The sequence below is a fragment of the Falsarthrobacter nasiphocae genome (assembly GCF_031456275.1).
Lineage (GTDB): Bacteria > Actinomycetota > Actinomycetes > Actinomycetales > Micrococcaceae > Falsarthrobacter > Falsarthrobacter nasiphocae.
Map to the genome: position 1 here is coordinate 1,453,006 of NZ_JAVDUI010000001.1, position 17,901 is coordinate 1,470,906.

General features: G+C 71.7%; 16 protein-coding genes. 14 read left to right on the top strand and 2 right to left on the bottom strand.

Going from position 1 to position 17,901, the window contains the following annotated elements:
- The first annotated feature begins 74 nt into the window (after window positions 1-74).
- From J2S35_RS06555 to J2S35_RS06585, 7 genes are all read left to right on the top strand, one after another.
- Window positions 75-1,181 carry a hypothetical protein gene (locus J2S35_RS06555; protein ID WP_309851223.1) on the top strand — a complete coding sequence of 369 codons (1,107 nt, stop codon included), beginning with the start codon at window positions 75-77 and terminating at the stop codon, window positions 1,179-1,181.
- Window positions 1,165-2,340 (top strand): TadA family conjugal transfer-associated ATPase, encoded by a 1,176-nt coding sequence (locus tag J2S35_RS06560; protein ID WP_309851227.1) that lies wholly within the window; start codon window positions 1,165-1,167, stop codon window positions 2,338-2,340. Before J2S35_RS06555 ends, J2S35_RS06560 begins: the two co-directional genes overlap by 17 nt.
- The gene (locus J2S35_RS06565; RefSeq protein ID WP_309851230.1) at window positions 2,337-3,065 is read left to right on the top strand and encodes a type II secretion system F family protein; all 729 of its coding nucleotides are present in this window, start codon (window positions 2,337-2,339) and stop codon (window positions 3,063-3,065) included. The genes J2S35_RS06560 and J2S35_RS06565 overlap by 4 nt, the downstream gene beginning before the upstream one ends.
- Entirely contained in the window at window positions 3,062-3,526 is a 465-nt protein-coding gene (locus J2S35_RS06570) for a type II secretion system F family protein (RefSeq protein ID WP_309851232.1), read from the top strand. Before J2S35_RS06565 ends, J2S35_RS06570 begins: the two co-directional genes overlap by 4 nt.
- Before the next feature lie 75 nt (window positions 3,527-3,601).
- Window positions 3,602-3,940 (top strand): DUF4244 domain-containing protein, encoded by a 339-nt coding sequence (locus tag J2S35_RS06575; RefSeq protein WP_309851234.1) that lies wholly within the window; start codon window positions 3,602-3,604, stop codon window positions 3,938-3,940.
- Window positions 3,937-4,386, top strand: coding sequence for a TadE family type IV pilus minor pilin (locus J2S35_RS06580; RefSeq protein ID WP_309851237.1), 450 nt, complete (start codon window positions 3,937-3,939; stop codon window positions 4,384-4,386). Before J2S35_RS06575 ends, J2S35_RS06580 begins: the two co-directional genes overlap by 4 nt.
- On the top strand, window positions 4,355-4,897 hold the full coding sequence (locus tag J2S35_RS06585; protein WP_309851240.1) for an Rv3654c family TadE-like protein: 543 nt from the start codon (window positions 4,355-4,357) through the stop codon (window positions 4,895-4,897). The genes J2S35_RS06580 and J2S35_RS06585 overlap by 32 nt, the downstream gene beginning before the upstream one ends.
- Here J2S35_RS06585 and J2S35_RS06590 read toward each other — a convergent pair.
- Together J2S35_RS06590 and J2S35_RS06595 are read right to left on the bottom strand one after the other, a co-directional pair.
- Window positions 4,821-7,205: a DEAD/DEAH box helicase gene (locus J2S35_RS06590; RefSeq protein WP_309851243.1), complete on the bottom strand. Its 2,385-nt coding sequence runs from the start codon at window positions 7,203-7,205 to the stop codon at window positions 4,821-4,823. The genes J2S35_RS06585 and J2S35_RS06590 overlap by 77 nt on opposite strands.
- A gap of 8 nt (window positions 7,206-7,213) precedes the next feature.
- Complete coding sequence (locus J2S35_RS06595) at window positions 7,214-7,870, bottom strand: GNAT family N-acetyltransferase (RefSeq protein WP_309851246.1); 657 nt, start codon at window positions 7,868-7,870, stop codon at window positions 7,214-7,216.
- Between the two features lie 120 nt (window positions 7,871-7,990).
- Between J2S35_RS06595 and trhO the strand changes: the two genes are divergently transcribed.
- From trhO to proC, 7 genes are all read left to right on the top strand, one after another.
- A complete protein-coding gene (gene trhO, locus J2S35_RS06600) occupies window positions 7,991-8,893 on the top strand; it encodes an oxygen-dependent tRNA uridine(34) hydroxylase TrhO (RefSeq protein ID WP_309851249.1) in 903 nt (300 codons plus the stop codon).
- A complete protein-coding gene (locus J2S35_RS06605) occupies window positions 8,890-10,683 on the top strand; it encodes a DUF7059 domain-containing protein (RefSeq protein ID WP_309851252.1) in 1,794 nt (597 codons plus the stop codon). The genes trhO and J2S35_RS06605 overlap by 4 nt, the downstream gene beginning before the upstream one ends.
- 27 nt (window positions 10,684-10,710) lie before the next feature.
- Window positions 10,711-11,529 carry a helix-turn-helix domain-containing protein gene (locus J2S35_RS06610; RefSeq protein ID WP_309851255.1) on the top strand — a complete coding sequence of 273 codons (819 nt, stop codon included), beginning with the start codon at window positions 10,711-10,713 and terminating at the stop codon, window positions 11,527-11,529.
- Window positions 11,530-11,623: 94 nt separating this feature from the next.
- Window positions 11,624-14,467 (top strand): type I DNA topoisomerase, encoded by a 2,844-nt coding sequence (topA, locus tag J2S35_RS06615; RefSeq protein ID WP_309851258.1) that lies wholly within the window; start codon window positions 11,624-11,626, stop codon window positions 14,465-14,467.
- An 84-nt stretch (window positions 14,468-14,551) separates the two neighbouring features.
- Window positions 14,552-15,529: a Ppx/GppA phosphatase family protein gene (locus J2S35_RS06620; RefSeq protein WP_309851261.1), complete on the top strand. Its 978-nt coding sequence runs from the start codon at window positions 14,552-14,554 to the stop codon at window positions 15,527-15,529.
- Between the two features lie 97 nt (window positions 15,530-15,626).
- Window positions 15,627-16,409, top strand: coding sequence for a sugar phosphate isomerase/epimerase family protein (locus tag J2S35_RS06625; RefSeq protein ID WP_309851263.1), 783 nt, complete (start codon window positions 15,627-15,629; stop codon window positions 16,407-16,409).
- A gap of 497 nt (window positions 16,410-16,906) precedes the next feature.
- On the top strand, window positions 16,907-17,749 hold the full coding sequence (gene proC / locus J2S35_RS06630; protein WP_309851265.1) for a pyrroline-5-carboxylate reductase: 843 nt from the start codon (window positions 16,907-16,909) through the stop codon (window positions 17,747-17,749).
- The last annotated feature ends 152 nt before the right edge of the window (window positions 17,750-17,901 follow it).

The window sequence follows — 17,901 nt, forward strand, 5'->3', positions numbered from 1 at the left end:
GGCCGCGGGGAAAGTTGTCCACGTTCGCGCGGAAGGCGGGGCGGGCTCGGCGCAGGTTCGGGTGACATGGGGTCATGACGACGAGACGAGCGGCGCTGCGAGTGCCGGAACAGGAGAGCCCGGCCGGGCCCGGTGGCGCTGGCGGTGAGCTGCATGGGGCCACGCGGCCGCCGAGCGAGTGCGTGGTGCTGGTGAGCGGGGACGCCCAGCTGATCGAACTGGCGGCGACGGTCTGCGCGGCGGCGTCGCTCGAGCTCGTCGTCCTGCGGGCCCGTTCCGAATGGGGCGCGGCGGAGGCGCCCGCGGCGTGGTGGAGTGACCCGGCCTCGGCTGGGTCATCCTCACGCGGGGACGCGGCCTGCGTTGTGTGCCTCCAGGGCACGGAGCCGGAGGCATGGGCGGCGGCGGAAGCGGCAGGCGGGCTGCCCGTCGCCGTCCTGCCCCAGGCGGGCCCGTGGCTGGTCCGCAGGCTCCTTCACGGAGGGGACACCGCTGCGAAGGGCCGGCTGGTGGGGGTCGTCTCGGCCTCGGGAGGGTGCGGGTCCACGAGCCTCACGGCGCTGCTCTCGGCGGCGGCGGCGAGGACGGGCCGAAAGACTGTCGCCGTGGATGGTGACCCCTTGGGCGCGGGATTGGACGATGCCCTGGCCTGCGAAGATGCCCCGGGCGTGCGATGGGAGGACTTGGAAGGGATCAAGGGGATCGTCAGCCCGGCCGAGCTCGCGGCGGGTCTGCCAGAGAAGGACGGGTTCGCTGCGCTGCTGCGCCGAAACCCCTCGGGTCCCCTGCCTGGACGGAAGGCTCGGGAAAGTGTTGTGGATGCGGTGCGTGCCGTCTTTGACCTTGCGCTCGTCGATATCGGCCGGGGCGTCGTTGCCGGCCCCGGGCTGGCGGAGGAGTGTGACGACTTCCTTCTCCTCGTCTCGCCGAGCAAGCGCGGCGTGGAGGGGGCCCGGGCCCTCCTGGCCCTTCTGGGTGTGGACCGCTGCCGGTGCGTGGTCGGGCCTCGCCGCCACGGCGTGAGGCCTCCGAATCCTCGGCTCGTCGCGGATCTCGTGGGCGCGCCTTATGCGGGCCGGTTCGCCTACGACCGGCGTCTGGCAGCCGCAGAGGACGCGGGGGTGCTCGCGGCCCTCGCGGGGACTCGGTCCGTGAAGCGGCTCCTTGCGGCGGTGGTCTGAGATGGCGGGACTGCTCTTTGCCAAGCCTCGGCTCGTCGATTCGGTTCGGCAGGATCTCGTGGCCTCGGGGGCCGAGGGCGTCGGCGCGCTCGACGTCAGCCGCGCGCTGGGGCGCAAGGCCCGGCTCATGGGGTCGGACGCGGTGTTCGAGGCGGCCCCCGGCGTGAGCGCGCACGTCCTCGGGATGGGGCCCCTCCAGCCGTTCGTCGAGGACCCCCGGGTCACGGACGTCCTCGTCAACGGGCCCAACCGGGTGTGGATCGACGCGGGGGACGGACTGACCCGCGTTCCTGCCCACTTCGGATCAGACGACGACGTCCGGGCTCTCGCGCAGCGACTCATTGCGCTCGGGGGGCGACGCGTGGATGATGCCCAGCCTTGTGCGGACGTTCATGTCCTGGGATGCCGGGTCCACGCCGTGTTGCCGCCCCTGGCGAGCGAGGGCACGCTTTTGTCCATCAGGGTGGCCCGGCACGAGGAGGCCCAGCTCGCAGACTTCCTCGGGGACGGCGTCCAGGACGTCTATGTTCGGGAGCTGCTCGAGGGGCTCGTGCGGAGCCGGCGCAACTTTCTCGTCTCGGGGGCCACGGGCTCAGGCAAGACCACGCTGCTCGGGGTGCTCCTCTCGCTGGCAGGGGAGGGGGAGCGCATCATCATTGTGGAGGACTCGGCGGAGCTGAGGCCCACGCACCCCCACACGGTCTCCCTCCAGGCGCGGCAGGCGAACTCGGACGGCCGCGGCGAGTACACCCTGGCTGACCTCGTGCGGCAGGCCATGCGGATGCGGCCTGACCGTCTCGTCGTGGGCGAGTGCCGGGGCGCGGAGGTCCGGGACCTCCTCGCTGCAATGAACACGGGTCACGTGGGCTCCGGGGGGACGCTCCACGCGAACTCGACGAGGGCCGTCCCTGCCCGCCTCACCGCGATGGGGGCGCTCGCAGGCATGGGGATGGAGGCCACGGCGCTCCAGGCCAGCTCGGCGCTCGATGTCCTCATTCACGTTCGCCGGGAGGGGGCCAGCAGGAGGATCTGCGAGGTCGCGACCCTCGAGGTGAAGGACGGCGAGCTCGTGGTCATTCCGGCTGCCGTCCTGCGCGGCGGAACCTGGCGACTGGAAGCTGGGGTGGACCGAGTGGAGGCGTTGTGCAACGGCTCATGAACCGACGTCGAATCGCGCTTGTCTCGGGACCAGGCGCGGCGGCGGCGACGGGCGTGCCGGCGGCGAGCGGCGTCACGGGGGAGCGGGTCCCAGGGCGTGGGCTGCTCGGGGCCTCGCGCCGGAAGAGAGGGGATGCCGGGGCGCTCGTCCCGCTCGTGGCCGTCCTGGCCGCCCATGTTGACAGCGGTCAGGGGGTCTTCGCCGCCATGCGTCATGTCGCGGCCCGCTGCCAGGGCTCTGAGGCTGGCGGGGACAAAGCCGTGGTGAGAGGGTTCGGACTGTCGTTGCGCCAGGCCGATCTGGCCCAACGCGTCGGGGCGGACCCCGCCAGAGTGCTCGTCGAGGCGGCCGGCGGCTCCGAGGACCCAATCCTGGCCGGCGCCCTCAGAGACCTCGCCGCGTGCCTGGAGCTCTCGTCGGCCCGCGGCGTCCCTCTGGGGTCGCTCCTCGCGCATCTTGCGGACTCGCTCCAAGCGCGGCTGGACGCCGAGGCGGCGCTTGAGGCGGTGCTCGCAGGCCCCGCCGCGACGGCCCGGCTGCTCGTTGCCCTCCCCGCCGTGGGCGCGGGGCTCAGCGTCGTGCTCCTGGGAGGGCAATGGGTGGATGCCGCGGCCTCTCCCGTGGGCCGTGTGCTGCTCCTGGCCGGCACGGCGCTCATGGTGGCCTCCCGCGTGTGGACGGGACGGATCTTGAAGCGGGCCAGGCTCGTGGAGGTGCGGGCATGAACGGGACTCGCGCGGCAGAGGACCCGGGGCTCGTCCTCCTTCTCCTTGGCTCCCTCCTCGACACGGGCTGCAGCGTTCCGGCCGCCCTTCGCCATCTGGCACCGCATTGCGCGGAGGCGACGCATTCGCAGCTGACAAGCGTGGGCAAGGCCCTCGAACTGGGACTGACATGGGACGAGGCGTGGGACTGTCTCGACGGGGAGGACCCCACGCCTGCCTGCGTCCTCATCCGGGGTTGTCTCGCGAGTGTGGTGGACAGCGGGGTCCCGGCTGCTGCTGTCATCCGGCGGACGGCCGCGTGGCACCGCGGTGCATGGGCCGCTCAGGCTCAGCGGCAGGCGGCCGAGGCCGGCGTCGCCCTCCTCGTGCCGTTGGCCCTGTGCGGTCTGCCTGCCTTCCTCCTTGTGGGCGTGGGCCTCTTCGCGCTCGCGCTCGCCCGGCAGACGGGCCTTGGACCGTGATCCCCGCCGGGGACGCCGAACACCGGCTCAGCCGCTGAACCCATCACCAACCCATCTCACAGAAGGAGAGACACCATGAGCGCAGCTGTGGAGACCGAACTGACTGCCCAGACACTGACGCCGGCCCATGCCCAGGCCCTGACAGAGACGTGGAGCCCCGCAGAACCCGGGACTGAGGCGGGCGCCGCGGCCCTCGCGGCCCAGCCGGCAGTCTGCCCGGGGACGGACGCGTGCGGGGCCGGTCCCGAGCCGTGCCCGGAATGCGAGGACCCGGACGCCGGAGCGACCACGGCCGAATACGCCATCCTGACGCTCGCGGCAGTGGCGTTCGCGGGTGTGCTCGCGGTTGTGGTCAAGTCAGGGGCGGTCCAGGCCCTCCTCCAGGGGGTCATCGAGCGCGCCCTGAACCCGTGAGCTGGCCCATCATCGTGGGAGCGCGGGCCCGCCACAGGTCTGTGCTCCCGCACGCGCGCGGGACAGACCCCGCCGCGGCGGACGACGACGGCAGCGTCACGGCCGAGTTCGCGCTCGGCATGCCGTCGGTGATCGCGGTGGCGGCCATCGTCGTCGCGGTCTGGGTGGGAGGCTCTCACAGACTCGCTTTGGAGGACGCCGCACGCGCCGGCGCGCGTGAGGCGGCCCGCGGGGCGGCACCGGCGGATGTCGAGGCCGCGGCGTCACGGTCCGCCCCAGGGGCCGAGGTCACAGTGGCCCGGGAAGGGGACCTCGTGACGGTCCGGGCCCGATCCCATCCCGCTGCGGTCATGGGGTGGGACCTCCCGATCCTGACCGGCGAGGCGACAGCCCGCGTAGAGGAGGGCGGCGACGATGACGACGTCAATGGCGAGGCAGGGCAATGAGGTACGAGGTGACGACAACCAGGCGCGCCGCTCGCGCAGGAGCCAACAGCAAGGGCGCGAGCCGCTCGAGGACGGGACCCCGGAGCGGGGAGAGGGAGGGGACGCGAGGCGCGGATGCGGCACGCGAGCCAGAGGGGCCGCCGGCCTGGCGCTGTCCTGCGGTCAGGACGGCGACCCCGACGAGGGGTCGGGCACGGTGGCCGTCATCGGCGTCCTCCTCGTCGCGGTGGGACTCATCACCGGGGCCTCAGGGGTCGTCGCCGCGAGGGTGGCCGCTCTGGAGGCTCAGACCGCCGCGGAGCTCGGCGCGCTCGCGGCCGCAGACGCCCAGAGGGGCCTGGCTGGCGGGGAGCCCTGCGCCGTGGCGCGGCGGGTCGTCGAGGCCAACGGCGCGCGGCTTGCAGGATGCGCCGAGACGGGCGAGGACATGGCGGTCACGGCTGAGGCCGGCGGGGAGGGGCTGGCGTGGCCGGCCCAGCACCGGGCTCAGGCCGGCCCGCCGCAGAGATGAGCGCCTTGAGCAGGCTCAGCGCGCCGGACTTGGAGAGCGGATTGTTGCGGTTGCCGCACTTGGGGGACTGGACGCAGGACGGGCACCCGGACGCGCACTCGCACGCCTTGATGGCCTCCGCCGTGGCGGTGAGCCAGACGAGCACGGTCTCGAAAGCGCGCTCGGTGAACCCGGCCCCGCCCGGGTGGCCGTCGTACACGAAGATCGAGGGCACGCCCGTGTCCGCGTGCAGCGCCGTCGAGACGCCGCCGATGTCCCAGCGGTCGCTCGAGGCCACGAGCGGCAGCAGGCCGATCATGGCGTGCTCAGCCGCATGAAGCGCGCTCGGCAGGTCCGGCTCCTCCAGCCCGGACGCGGCGAGGATGCCGGGCTGGATCTCAAACCAGATGCCCTTGGTCCGCAGGTCCCGGGCGCCCAGGTCCAGCGGCTCTTCGCCCAGGACCTCCCCGCCGGGGATGGCCTTGCGCTGGAACCCCACGACGCGCGTCTGCACCTGGAGGTCCCCGAAACACACGCGGACCCCGTCCCAATGGCGCTCGCGGAGGGCCTCGATGACCTCGATGCTCGTCACGTCCCGGGCCGTGGTCGTGTAGTCCGGGTTGGCGCGCGTCACGAGAACGTGATGGTCCCGCTCGTTGAGCTCCAGCACGAGGTATGTCGCGCCCTGGTGGGTGTACACAGCGCCCTCGTGGGCCTGGTAATGGCTTTGGGGGGAGTCCATCGTGCCAAGGAGGCTGCCCGTGTCCGCGTCGATGATGTTCATGGGCCCGCCGCCGTCGCCCCGCAGACTCACCATCGCCGCCGCCGACTCCGGATGCGTCCAGAACCAGCCGGCTGGGCGGCGCCGCAAGTACCCCTGGGCCGTGAGCTGGTCCAAGAGAGAGGGGGCGGCGGGGCCGAACAGGTCCGCCTCGTCGAGAGCGATCGGCCTCTCGGCCGCCGCCGCGCAGAGGTGGGGCCCCAGGATGTAGGGGTTCTGCTCGTCGATCACCGTGGCCTCGACGCCTGCGCCGAAGATCGCCTCCGGGTGGTGGACGAGGTAGGTGTCCAGGGGATCATCCGAGGCCACGAGGACGGCGAGAGAGTCCCCCGTCCCGCGCCCCGCCCGCCCGATCTGCTGGAAGAAGGACGCGCGGGTGCCCGGCCAGCCGGCCACGAGGACTGCGTCGAGGCCCGCGATGTCGATCCCCATCTCAAGGGCGGGCGTGGACGCGAGGCCCAGCAGCTCCCCCGTCCTCAAGCGCCGCTCCAGCTCCCGCCGCTCCTCCGGCAAGTACCCGGAGCGGTACGCGGCAACGCGGAGGCTGAGGGCGGGGTCGACATCGTCGAGCAGCCTGAACACCTCGGACGAGATGGCCTCCGCGCCCTTGCGGGACTTGATGAAGGCGATGGTCCTCGTCCCCCGTGCCACGAGGTCCGCCATGAGGTCCGAGACCTCCGAGATGGACGAGCGGCGCACGGGCGCCCCGTTTTCCCCGGTGAAGTCGGTGAGCTCGGGCTCCCACAGCAGGACATGCCGTTGCCCGGACGGCGAGCCGTCCTCCGTGACCGCCACCGCGGGGTCCCCGATGAGGCGGGCGAACGAGGCCGCAGGCTCCGCCGTCGTCGCGCTGGCCCCGATGAACACCGGATGGGACCCATAGTGAGCGCAGAGGCGCTTGAGGCGCCGCAGGAGGTTGGCCACGTGAGAGCCGAAGACGCCGCGGTACGAGTGCGCCTCATCGACGACGACGAAGGAGAGCCGGCGCAAGAAGCGAGCCCACTGGACGTGATTCGGCAGGATGCCATGGTGGAGCATGTCCGGGTTGGTCAGGACGAGGTTCGCGTGGGCCTTGATCCAGGCCCGCTCGCTCGTCTCGCTGTCCCCGTCGAAGACCGCAGCCCGGACGCCCGGCAGGCGCAGGCCCGCGAGGGAGGACTCCTGGTCAGCGGCGAGCGCCTTGGTCGGAGAGAGGTACAGGGCCGTGGCCCCCCGCGCCTCGAGGCTGACCGGGTCTAGGCCCTCCGCGCGGACGAGCGCGTCCAGCACGGGAGCCTGGTAGGCCAGGGACTTGCCCGAGGCCGTGCCGGTGGCGACGATCGTGTGCCGACCGGCGTGGATTGCGCTGAGGGCCTCAGCCTGGTGGCTCCACAAAGACGAGGCCCCGACGCGTCCGAATGCCTCGACGACCCGGGGCTCTACCCAGTCCGGCCAGGCCGCCTCGCGGGCGGGGCGGGCGGGAATCGCCCGGACGTGGCGGAGAGACTCGGGCTCGCCCGGCCGGGAGTGGGCACTCAGGCCGAGCGCGGAAAGGGGAGAGGATGACACCCCTCGATTCAAGCACTCTCCGGCGTGAAGACGGGGACGCTCGCGATCTCATCCCATCCCAGGTGGCGGTACAAGTGCAGGCCGTCCGGCGAGGCGAGGAGAAGCCCGGTCTCCACGTCGTCCTTGAGCGCCTCGTGGGCCAGCGTGCGCATGACGAACGAGGCCAGGCCGCGGCGGCGGAACTCCGGCTCCGTGGAGATCGCATCGAACACCGCGGTGTTCCCGACCACCGCGACGCTTCCCGAGGCCGCGAGGTCCTCTCCGAGGTACACCTTGACAGAAGTCACCCTCTCGCGCGGAGACTCGGTCTGCACACGGATCCCGTCCCCGGGAGGGGTCGGAGCCTCGACGTCGTGGCCGTGCATGTCAGTGGACATGAGGGTCTCCACCGAGGGGGCCTTGGACAGGTTCGTCCCCCCGGCCCAGGCGAGCACCGCGGGGAGATCGGTGGAGACGATGGTGACTCGATCCGGCCCGGCGAACTCCGGACCGTGCCGCTCGAGGTCTTCAGCGGCAGGGCAGACGAGGATGTGCTCGATCAGCCCGTCGCGGTCGTGTCGAGTGACGACAATCGCGCCACCCTCCTCGGCGGGTTCGTAGTTGCGGGCGAGGGCCCAACCTTGGGTCCACGCGGTGGCCAGCTGTGCGACTTCCTGTGCGTCCATGGCTTGAATGTACCCCGCCGTCGCGCGGCGAGTCCCGGAATTCACCAAACTCCCAGATCACAGTCCGATCACGGCAGGCCAGGGCCGCCCGGGAGAAGGGGGCCGCGTAGAATTGGGTGCGTGGCCCTTTCGAAGATCGCTTTGTATTATGCCTTTTCGCCCCTGTCTGACCCGGAGGCAGTGCGCTTGTGGCAGCGCGCCCTCTGCGAGAGGCTGCGCCTGACTGGGCGCATCCTCGTCTCCCCGCACGGGATCAACGGGACTGTCGGCGGCCGTCTCGAGGACGTCAAGGCCTACGTCCGCGAGACCCGCTCCTACCCGGGATTCAGGGGGATGGACGTCAAGTACTCGGACGGCTCGGCCGAGGACTTCCCGCGCCTCTCGGTCAAGGCACGGCCCGAGCTCGTGGCCTTCGGCGCGCCCGAGGAGCTCGAAGTGGACGAGAACGGCGTGGTCGGCGGCGGCACACCCCTTGCCCCCGAGGCTGTCCACGAGCTCGTCGAGCGCCGGCGCGCGGAGGGCCGGGACGTGGTGTTCTTCGACGGGCGCAACGCCTCCGAGGCGGAGATCGGCCGTTTCACAGGGGCTGTCGTCCCGGACGTGGCCACGACTCACGACTTCATCGCCGAGCTGGACTCCGGCAAGTATGACCACCTCAAGAACGAGTCCGTGGTCACCTACTGCACAGGCGGTGTCCGCTGCGAGGTGCTCTCGGCCCTCATGGTCAAGCGCGGCTTCACGGACGTCTATCAGATCGAGGGCGGGATCGTGCGCTACGGCGAGACGTTCGGGGACAAGGGACTCTGGGAGGGCTCGCTCTACGTCTTCGATCGCCGCATGAGCGTGACGTTCTCCGAGGACGCCGCCGTGATCGGCCGCTGCGAGGACTGCGGCGAGCCCACGTCAACCCTCCGGAACTGCGCCGACCCCGGCTGCCGGACCCTCAAGCCGTACTGCGAGGCCCACACGGACCGCACCGAGGCCGGACCCTGCGCCGGCTGCCGCGAGCGGGCCGCCGCGTGAGCTGGTCTTTCCCCGGACCGCTCAACCTCGCGGACACGGGTCTCATGACCCGCCTCCGGGAGGACCTCCTCGCCGCCGGGTACACCGTGGACGGCGTCTCGGAGCTGATCGGACCAGCCGCCATGGAGCAGCTGTGGCTGGAGCAGCTGGCCCCCGGGCGGCTGGATCTCGACGACGCCCGCGCCCGCCTCGACCCTGCGGACCCGGCCCAGGCCCTCGTGACGATGGCCGCCTGGTGGCTCTTCGCCGTGCCCCAGACAGCCTCCCGGCTCGAGGCCGCCTTCCCCCGCACTGGGCTGCAGGGTCTCCGCGACCTCGGCCTCGCCGACTCCCGCACCCGTGTGGGCTCCACCGAGAGCTCAAGCGGCCCTGATCTCGCGGCGGGGGAGGAGCGCGCCAGCGCCGTCGTCGGCGGGAGAGAGGCGGACGCTGAAGGCGCCCCGGAACGCCCCGCCATGGACCTGCGGCCGTACGAGAGCGACGACATCGGGGCCGTCTGGGTGGCGTCGGACCTCGGCTCGCACCAGCGCCGGGGCGCCCTGGGGCACGAGCACGTCCTGGGGATCGGGCAGGCCTCGCGCACGCTGGCCCAGGCCGTCATCCGCACGCCGGCCCGCCGGGCCCTGGACCTCGGGGTGGGGTGCGGCGTCCAGACGTTGCACATGCTTTCGCACTGCGACAAGGTCACGGCCACCGACATCTCCGAGCGCGCCCTCAACGTCACCGCCTTCAACCTCCTCCTCAACGCCGAGACGCTGAGCCTCACCGGGCCGGACGGCGCACCGCGCGTGCGCCTCCTCGCCGGAAGCCTGCTCGAGCCCGTGGCGGGGGAGCAGTTTGATCTCGTTGTGTCCAACCCTCCGTTCGTCATCACACCGCGCTCGGGCGACGCGGAGGGCGTTTACACGTATCGCGACGGCGGCCTGCCCGGCGACCAGATCGTCGAGACGCTCGTGCGCCAGCTTCCGGGTGTCCTGGCCCCGGGCGGGCTCGCCCAGATGCTCGGCAATTGGGAGATCCGGGCGGGCGAGCCGTGGGATGCGCGCCCCCGCGCCTGGGTCGCAGGGGACCCGGCCGGAACTGATGCAGCTGGGACACGCGAGCCGGGGACCGAGGCACTGGGGGCAGCCGCGCCGGCCGCCGACGCCTGGTTCATTCAGCGCGAGGAGACGGACACGCTCCGCTACGCACTCACCTGGCTCACGGACGCCTTCCAGGACTGGGACGACGACGCCCTGGCGGCCGCTCTGGCCCGGTACCGGGACGACTTCGCCGCCCGGGGAACGGACCGCGTGGGCTTCGGCCTCATCCTGCTCCGGCGGCCCGCAGAGGCCGAGTCCGGGTGGTGGCAGGGCTCGGTCTTCGAGGAGATCACGCATCCCATCGAGCAGCCCGTGGGCCCACACCTCGCGGCGGCCCTGGAGCGCAAGAGGGCCATCGCTGCCGCAGGCGCGTCGTCGTCCGAGTGGAGGCTCAGCCCCGCAGAGGACGTGACGGAGGAGAGGCACCAGAGGCCGGGGGCAGAGCACCCGGGCGTCATCCTGCTCCGCCAGGGGGCGGGGCTGCGGCGGACGGCGCTGCTCTCCAGCGAGATGGCCGGGCTCGTCTCCGCCGCGGATGGCGAGCTGACCTTGGGGCAGCTGGCCCAGGCGCTCGGCGCGATCCTCGAGGACGCGGAGATGCCCGAGAGGCTCGTCGAGGAGGCTCTCCACCTCGTGGACCACGGGCTCCTGCTCCCGGAAGGTGAGCAGACCGCCTCGGACACCGCGCCGGCGGTGTCCGCGCGTTGAAACGTCAGCGGGCTATGATGACGAGTCATGACCGCAGAACAACGGCCGCCCGCGGCCGACGACGCTGACGGCGCGGCCCCCTCCGCCCGCCAGGGTGCCGTCGTGCTCTCAGACCCCAAAGCAATCCGTGCGCTGGCGCATGGGGTCCGCCTGCAAGTGATCGAGGCGCTCTTCGACTCTGACGACTCTTTCACCGCCACAGAGCTTGCCACGAGGTTCGGCCTGACCCCGTCCGCGATGAGCTACCACTTGCGCTCGCTGGAGCGGTGGGGGCTCGTCATCCGGGCCGGCGGCAACGGCGACGGCCGGGAGCGGCACTGGAAGTCTGCGGGCTCGCACCTGACGATCGACACGTCCGTGGTCAACGGGGGCTCCGGCTCGTTCGGCATGTTCGACACCCAGATCTCCCAGCTCCGGGACCGTGTGTCCAAGTACCTGGCCACACCGCGGCCGGCCGTGCCGGAGGGCAGCAGCCTCGAGGACCTGCGCCGCCTCCCGACGGTCACGCAAGGGGCGGTGCTGCTGACGCCGGCGGAGCGGGAGGAGCTCGCGGACGAGCTGTGGGCGCTGCTGCGGCGGTTCCGTCGCCCCAGCCAGGCCGCCCTCGCCGCCCAGGAGGCGGGGGAGGCCACGGAGTTCTACCGCTTCTTCTTCTCCTTTATTCCTGAGGTCGACGCCGAGCGGAGCCCGTACGGCGAATCCGCCGCGGGCGAGCCCTCCGCCTCCGGCCAGGCGGCCGAGGCTGTGGAGGACGCCGCGCAGACCGGCGCGGGCCGCGAGGACACGGGACGTTTCCGCGGCGCCGCGGGCAGTGGCGGCGCGCCTGGGGAGCTCCCGGCGGAGTGAATCTCGCCGCCTGGGCATGACCGGCCCGCAGTCCCAGGTAATCTTTCATGATGCGGAGGCCGTTCAGGCCCCGACGCCGATTTCAAGGAGAACCGTGCCCACCAAGGCTGCACCGACTGGCAGGAAGCTCGTCATCGTCGAGTCTCCCGCGAAGAGCAAGACGATTGCGGGATACCTCGGTGCGGACTTCGACGTCACGGCCTCCGTGGGCCATATCCGGGACCTGCCCCAGCCCTCCGAGCTGCCGACCGAGCTGAAGAAGTCTCCCCTCGGCAAGTTCGCGGTGGACGTGGAGAACGGTTTCGAGCCGTACTACGTGGTCAACCCGGACAAGAAGAAGACCGTCACCGAGCTCAAGCGCCTGCTCAAGGGCGCGGACGAGCTCTATCTCGCAACTGATGGGGATCGCGAGGGCGAGGCCATCGCGTGGCATCTCCTCCAGGTCCTCAAGCCCAAGGTTCCCGTGCACCGCATGGTCTTCACGGAGATCACCCGCGAGGCCATCACGCGGGCCCTCGAGAACGTCCGGGAGCTGGACGAGGACCTCGTTGACGCCCAGGAGACGCGGCGCATCCTCGACCGCCTCTACGGCTACGAGATCTCGCCGGTCCTGTGGCGCAAGGTGGGCCGGGGCCTGTCTGCGGGCCGCGTGCAGTCCGTGGCGACGCGCCTCGTCGTGGAGCGGGAGCGGGAGCGCATGGCGTTCGTTGCCGCCGAGTACTGGGACCTCACGGCGGAGTTCGAGCCGGAGGACGCCTCGAAGGGATCCGCGTTCCAGGCCAAGCTCGCGAGCCTTGACGGAGCCAAGGTGGCCACGGGCCGGGACTTCGACGACAACGGCAGGCTCAAGACCAAGGCCGTCTGCCTGGACGGGCAGGCCGCCGCGGCCCTCAAGGACGCCCTGGACGGAGCCCGCTTCTCGGTTGCGGGCGTCGAGTCCAAGCCGTACCGTCGTCGCCCCGCAGCGCCCTTCACCACTTCGACGCTTCAGCAGGAGGCGTCCCGGAAGCTCCGCCTCTCCTCGCGGAACGCCATGCAGGTGGCGCAGCGTCTGTACGAGAACGGCTACATCACGTACATGCGAACGGACTCGACGGCGCTGTCTTCGCAGGCTGTCTCGGCCGCGCGCGCCCAGGCCGCCGAGCTCTACGGCCAGGACTCCGTTCCGGCCAAGCCGCGCGTCTATGCGTCCAAGTCCGCCAACGCGCAGGAGGCGCACGAGGCCATCCGCCCCGCTGGCGATCGCTTCCGCACGCCGTCCGAGGTGGCGTCCAAGCTGTCCCGGGACGAGCTGCGGCTCTATGACCTCATCTGGAAGCGCACGGTCGCCTCGCAGATGGAGGACGCCACGGGCCAGACCGCCTCGCTGCGCATCGCGGCCACGACCAACGAGCCCACCCCGCGCGAGGCCGTGTTCGCCGCATCCGGAACGGTGATCACGTTCCGCGGCTTCCTCGCGGCCTACGAGGAGGGCACGGACGCGCCTGCGGATGAGGCCAAGCAGGAGTCGCGCCTCCCCAACGTGGTCCAGGGAGACAAGCTCACCGGCCGCGAGATCGAGGCGAGCGAGCACGTCACGAGCCCGCCGGCCCGCTACACGGAGGCCTCGCTCGTCAAGACTCTCGAGGAGAAGGGCATTGGCCGCCCCTCGACGTATGCGGCGACGATTTCCACGATCATGGACCGCGGGTACGTGCGCACGCGCGGCTCGGCCCTGGTCCCCAGCTGGATCGCGTTCTCCGTGGTGCGCCTCCTGGAGGAGCACTTCGGGACCTATGTCGACTACGACTTCACCGCCGACCTCGAGGGGGACCTTGACGCGATCGCGCGCGGCGAGGCCGGCCGCGCCGAGTGGCTGCGCGAGTTCTACTTCGGGTCGGACTCCAAGCAGGGCCTGGAGCCGGTCGTGAGCAACCTGGGGGAGATCGACGCCCGGGCCATCAACTCCATCCCGATCACCTCGGACATCGTCGTGCGCGTCGGCAAGTTCGGCCCGTACCTCGAGCGCGGGGTGGACACCGAGACCGGCGAGATCCCCGAGGGCGCGCCTGAGCGCGCCAACATCCCCGAGGACCTGGCACCGGACGAGCTCACGGCGGCCAAGGCGGAGGAGCTGCTGGAGCAGGCTTCGCATGGGGACCGTGTCCTGGGCCAGGACCCGGAGAGCGGCTACGACGTCGTCGTTAAGGACGGGCGCTATGGCGCCTACGTGACCGAGGTGATCCCGGAGCTCACGGATGAGGACATCGAGCGAATCCTCGCCGAGCAGCCCACCGAGTACTACAAGAACGGCAAGCCCAAGCCGAAGAAGAAGCCTGCCCAGCCCAAGCCGCGCACAGGCTCCCTCTTCAAGTCGATGGACATCGCCACCGTCACCCTCGAGGATGCGCTGAAGCTCATGAGCCTTCCGCGCGTCCTGGGCGCGGACCCCGAGTCGGGCGAGGAGATCACGGTCCAGAACGGCCGCTTCGGCCCCTACCTGAAGAAGGGCTCGGACTCGCGCTCCATCGAGACCGAGGAGCAGATCTTCACCATCACGCTGCCCGAGGCGCTGGAGATCTACTCGCAGCCCAAGCAGCGGGGCGCCCGCAAGGCCGTGCCCCCGCTCGCGGAGTTCGGCGAGGACCCCACGAGCGGCAAGAAGATCGTCGTCAAGGAGGGCCGGTTCGGGCCGTACATCACCGATGGCGAGACGAACATCACGGTCCCGCGCTCTTCCTCCATTGAGGAGCTGACGCGGGAGCAGGCCATCGAGCTCCTCGCCGAGAAGCGCGCCCGCGGCCCAGTCAAGCGCGGGGCGGCCAAGAAGGCGCCCGCCAAGAAGCCGGCGGCCAAGAAGACGACGACGGCGAAGCCTGCGGCCAAGAAGGCCCCCGCGAAGAAGGCGACCGCCGCCAAGACGTCCACCGCGAAGGCGGCCGCGAAGAAGACCGAGTAGCGGTCCGGGGCGCGGGCTCAACACCCGCCTCGCGCCCCAGGCCCCGCCTCGTCCGGCCCGCCCTGCAGAGAAAGACCTCGGACCATGCGCCTCGGCGTCCTCGACATCGGCTCCAACACCGTTCACCTCCTCCTCGTCGACGCGCACCCCGGCGCGCAGCCGGTGGCGTACGGAAGCCACAAGAAGCCGCTCAGCCTCATTCAGCACCTCGACGGGGCCGGGGCCGTGACGGAGCGCGGGCAGACTGAGCTCATCGGCTTCGTCCGCGAGGCCCGTGACTTCGCCCGGCTTCACCGGGCCGAGGACCTTCTGGCCTTCTGCACGTCCGCCCTCCGGGACGCCGCCAACGGCCCCGCCATCCTGGACCGCATCGAGGCCGAGACGGGCGTCCGCCTTCAAGTCCTCTCCGGCCCGCAGGAGGCTGCGGCCACGTTCCAGGCCGTCCGCAGCTGGTACGGGTGGTCCGTGGGCAAGATCCTCAACCTCGACATCGGCGGCGGCTCCTTCGAGATGGCCATGGGGGACGACGCCCTCCCCGCCGCCGCGGAGTCCGTCCCGCTCGGGGCGAGCCGCCTGACCCGCTCCCACCTTCCCGGCGACCCTCCGCGGCCCCGCGCGGTCCGGGAGGCCCGGGAGCACGTGGCGTCCCTCATTGAGCCGGTGGCTCGGCGCTTCGAGGTGCTCGGACGGGCCGACCTGGTGGCGGGCACGTCGAAGACGTTCAGGTCCCTGGCCCGGATCACGGGGGCGGCGCCGTCGTCGGCGGGACTCTATGCGCGCCGCGAGCTCAGGCGAGAGGACCTGCGGTTGTGGACCCGAAGGATCGAGGCCATGCCCATCGAGGAGAGGGCCGAGCTGCCGGGTGTCTCCGAAGTGAGGGCCCCTCAGCTCCTGGCGGGCGCGCTCGTCGCGCTGGGGGCGATGGACGCGTTCGGGATCGAGTCAATGCTCATCTGCCCGTGGGCCCTGCGCGAGGGCATCATCCTCCGTCGCTTCGAGGCCCTCATGATGGAGTCAGACGAGCCGCTCGCCTACGTCGGCGTCGGGCACGTCGCCTTCTAGCGCGCATACGCCCCGTTGGGACGGGCGCCGCAGCGAGCCCCCGGGCGCGGCGCGTAGGCTTGTCCACGTTCCTCCGCCGTCGCCGAAAGGGCCGCCCGTGAGCATCCCCGTTGGACTCAGTACGTCGTGCCTCTTCCCCAGGGGGGTCGCGGACACGTTCTCCACCGCCGCGGACCTCGGGTATGACGGCGTGGAGGTCATGGTCACTCACCTGCTTGACTCCCGGGAGGTGGCCCGCCTGCAGCGCCTGAGCGCGAGGCACAATCAGCCGATCCTCGCGATCCACGCCCCGACCCTGTTCTGGACGCAGCAGGTCTGGGGCTCCCCGTGGCAGAAGATGGAGCGCAGCGCGCAGCTCGCGGCGGAACTGGGGGCGGCCTCCGTCGTCGCCCACCCGCCCTTCCGCTGGCAGAAGCAGTACGCCTCAGAGTTCGTGGAGGGCGTGCGCGCGCTGGAGGCGCGGCACGGCGTGGAGGTCTGCGTGGAGAACATGTACCCGTGGCGCGTGCGCGGCCGAGAGGTCGAGATGTACCTGCCGCATTGGGACCCCATTCCGCACGCGTACGACCACATCACGTGGGACTTCTCCCACGCGGCCCTCGCGCACGTCAACTCGCTGGAGGCGTTCCGGGAGCTGGGGCCGCGGCTGCGGCACATCCACGTGACGGACGGTTTCGCGGGCGGCACGGCGGACTCGCATCTGCTTCCGGGCGACGGCGACCAGCCCGTGGCCGAGGCCCTCGAGTTCGCGGCGTCCAGTGGCTTCAGCGGCATCGCCGTGGTCGAGGTGGGCACGCGCAAGGCCACGGCTGCCGGCGAGCGCGAAGAGTGGCTGGCGCGCTCCCTCGAGTTCACGCGGCGTCACCTCGGGCAGTCTTGATCCCCTCCTGAGCGGCGCCTGTCTGCCGGACACGGAGCGGCTCGCGGCTGGGGCCCGGGGAAAGGACGGAGGCCGGACGATTGATCGGGCTCTCAATCCGATCCGTCCGGCCTCCACGCCGGGGGCTCTCAAACCCCGCGACTCATCACTCACACCTCTCACGAGGTGCCTCTGACTCTAGACACGGCAGCTCAGCCTCAGCCAAGCGGGACCTGAACGCTCTCGGGGAGACGGACGGCCCGGCGGGGGGTCGCATGGGAGGGGACCCGCCCCGGACGCCCGTCACAGCGCGGGAGAACGCCCGTGGAGGGGGTGGAGGGGCCAGTGCGGCTGGGAGGGAATTGTTCCGGCTCGCACAGCCTCTCCACAGGGATCCTCACGGCAGCGCCCCGGCGAGGTGTGGCCCCGTGCCACGTGCGGGCGGCGAGGCCTGGCCCTGCGCCGGGCGCGGCTGCCGCGGGTGGCGCGGCACGGGCGCGGCGCGAGAGGATCGAACCATGACTGATTCCAAGAACATCGCTTTCCTCGGCACCGGGAACATGAACGGCGCGATCCTGCGCGGCGTCCTCTCGGCGGGCTTCCCCTCGTCCGCGGTGCGGGCGACGACGAACTCCGCGTCCTCGGCCTCGGCCCTCGCGGAGGAGACCGGCGTCGACGTTCTCGCCGCGAGCGAGCACCCCGAGGCGAATCGGGATCTCGCCGGATGGGCCGACGTCGTCGTCCTCGGCGTGAAGCCCAAGGGGATCGTGGACCTGTGCCGGGAGATCGCCCCGGCCCTCCGCGAGAACACCGTGGTGGTGTCCGTGGCAGCCGGCGTGACGCTCGCCATGATGGAGAAGGCGCTGCCGGACGCCGCGATCATCCGCTGCATGCCCAACACCCCGAGCACCCTCCAGATGGGCGTCCTCTCGATCTCCCCGAACGCGCGCACGACCGACGCGCAGATCGCGGCCGTCGCCTCGGTGCTCGGCGCCGCGGGCGAGGTCGTTCGCATCCCGGAGGAGCAGATCAACGCGCTCATCGCCGTCTCCGGCTCCGGGCCCGCATTCGCGTTCTACCTCGCGGAGGCCATGGCGGACACGGGCGCGCAGCTCGGGCTCGACCCGGCCCTGGCCCGCAAGCTCGCCGCCCTCACGGTGCGCGGCGCGGGCGCCATGCTCGGCCAGAATCACGATGCGGCGGCCCTCCGCAAGGCCGTCACGAGCCCCGGCGGCACGACGGACCGAGCCATCACGACGTTCGACGAGAAGGGCGTCCGCGAGGGCATCGCCGCCGGCCAGCGCGCCTGCGCCGAGAAAGCCTCGGACATGGAGCGGGAGCTCGGCGGCGCCGAGGCCTGACCGCCCCGTCCATGCGCTGCGGGGCTGCGGCTCCGCGGCGCCCGCGTCTGTGAGAAGACGACGACGGTGCCCGCCCGGATCAGCCCCGGGCGGGCACCGTCGTCGTCATGAACCGGACGCCGCGGAAGGCGAGCGGGGCGCGAGAGGCGGTC

Bases quoted from the DNA above. Each gene is read 5' to 3' on its own strand.
- J2S35_RS06555 (WP_309851223.1), top strand. From the start codon at position 75: ATGACGACGAGACGAGCGGCGCTGCGAGTGCCGGAACAGGAGAGCCCG.
- J2S35_RS06565 (WP_309851230.1), top strand. From the start codon at position 2,337: ATGAACCGACGTCGAATCGCGCTTGTCTCGGGACCAGGCGCGGCGGCG.
- J2S35_RS06570 (WP_309851232.1), top strand. From the start codon at position 3,062: ATGAACGGGACTCGCGCGGCAGAGGACCCGGGGCTCGTCCTCCTTCTC.
- J2S35_RS06575 (WP_309851234.1), top strand. From the start codon at position 3,602: ATGAGCGCAGCTGTGGAGACCGAACTGACTGCCCAGACACTGACGCCG.
- J2S35_RS06585 (WP_309851240.1), top strand. From the start codon at position 4,355: ATGACGACGTCAATGGCGAGGCAGGGCAATGAGGTACGAGGTGACGAC.
- J2S35_RS06595 (WP_309851246.1), bottom strand. From the start codon at position 7,870: ATGGACGCACAGGAAGTCGCACAGCTGGCCACCGCGTGGACCCAAGGT.
- J2S35_RS06610 (WP_309851255.1), top strand. From the start codon at position 10,711: ATGACCGCAGAACAACGGCCGCCCGCGGCCGACGACGCTGACGGCGCG.
- J2S35_RS06620 (WP_309851261.1), top strand. From the start codon at position 14,552: ATGCGCCTCGGCGTCCTCGACATCGGCTCCAACACCGTTCACCTCCTC.
- proC (WP_309851265.1), top strand. From the start codon at position 16,907: ATGACTGATTCCAAGAACATCGCTTTCCTCGGCACCGGGAACATGAAC.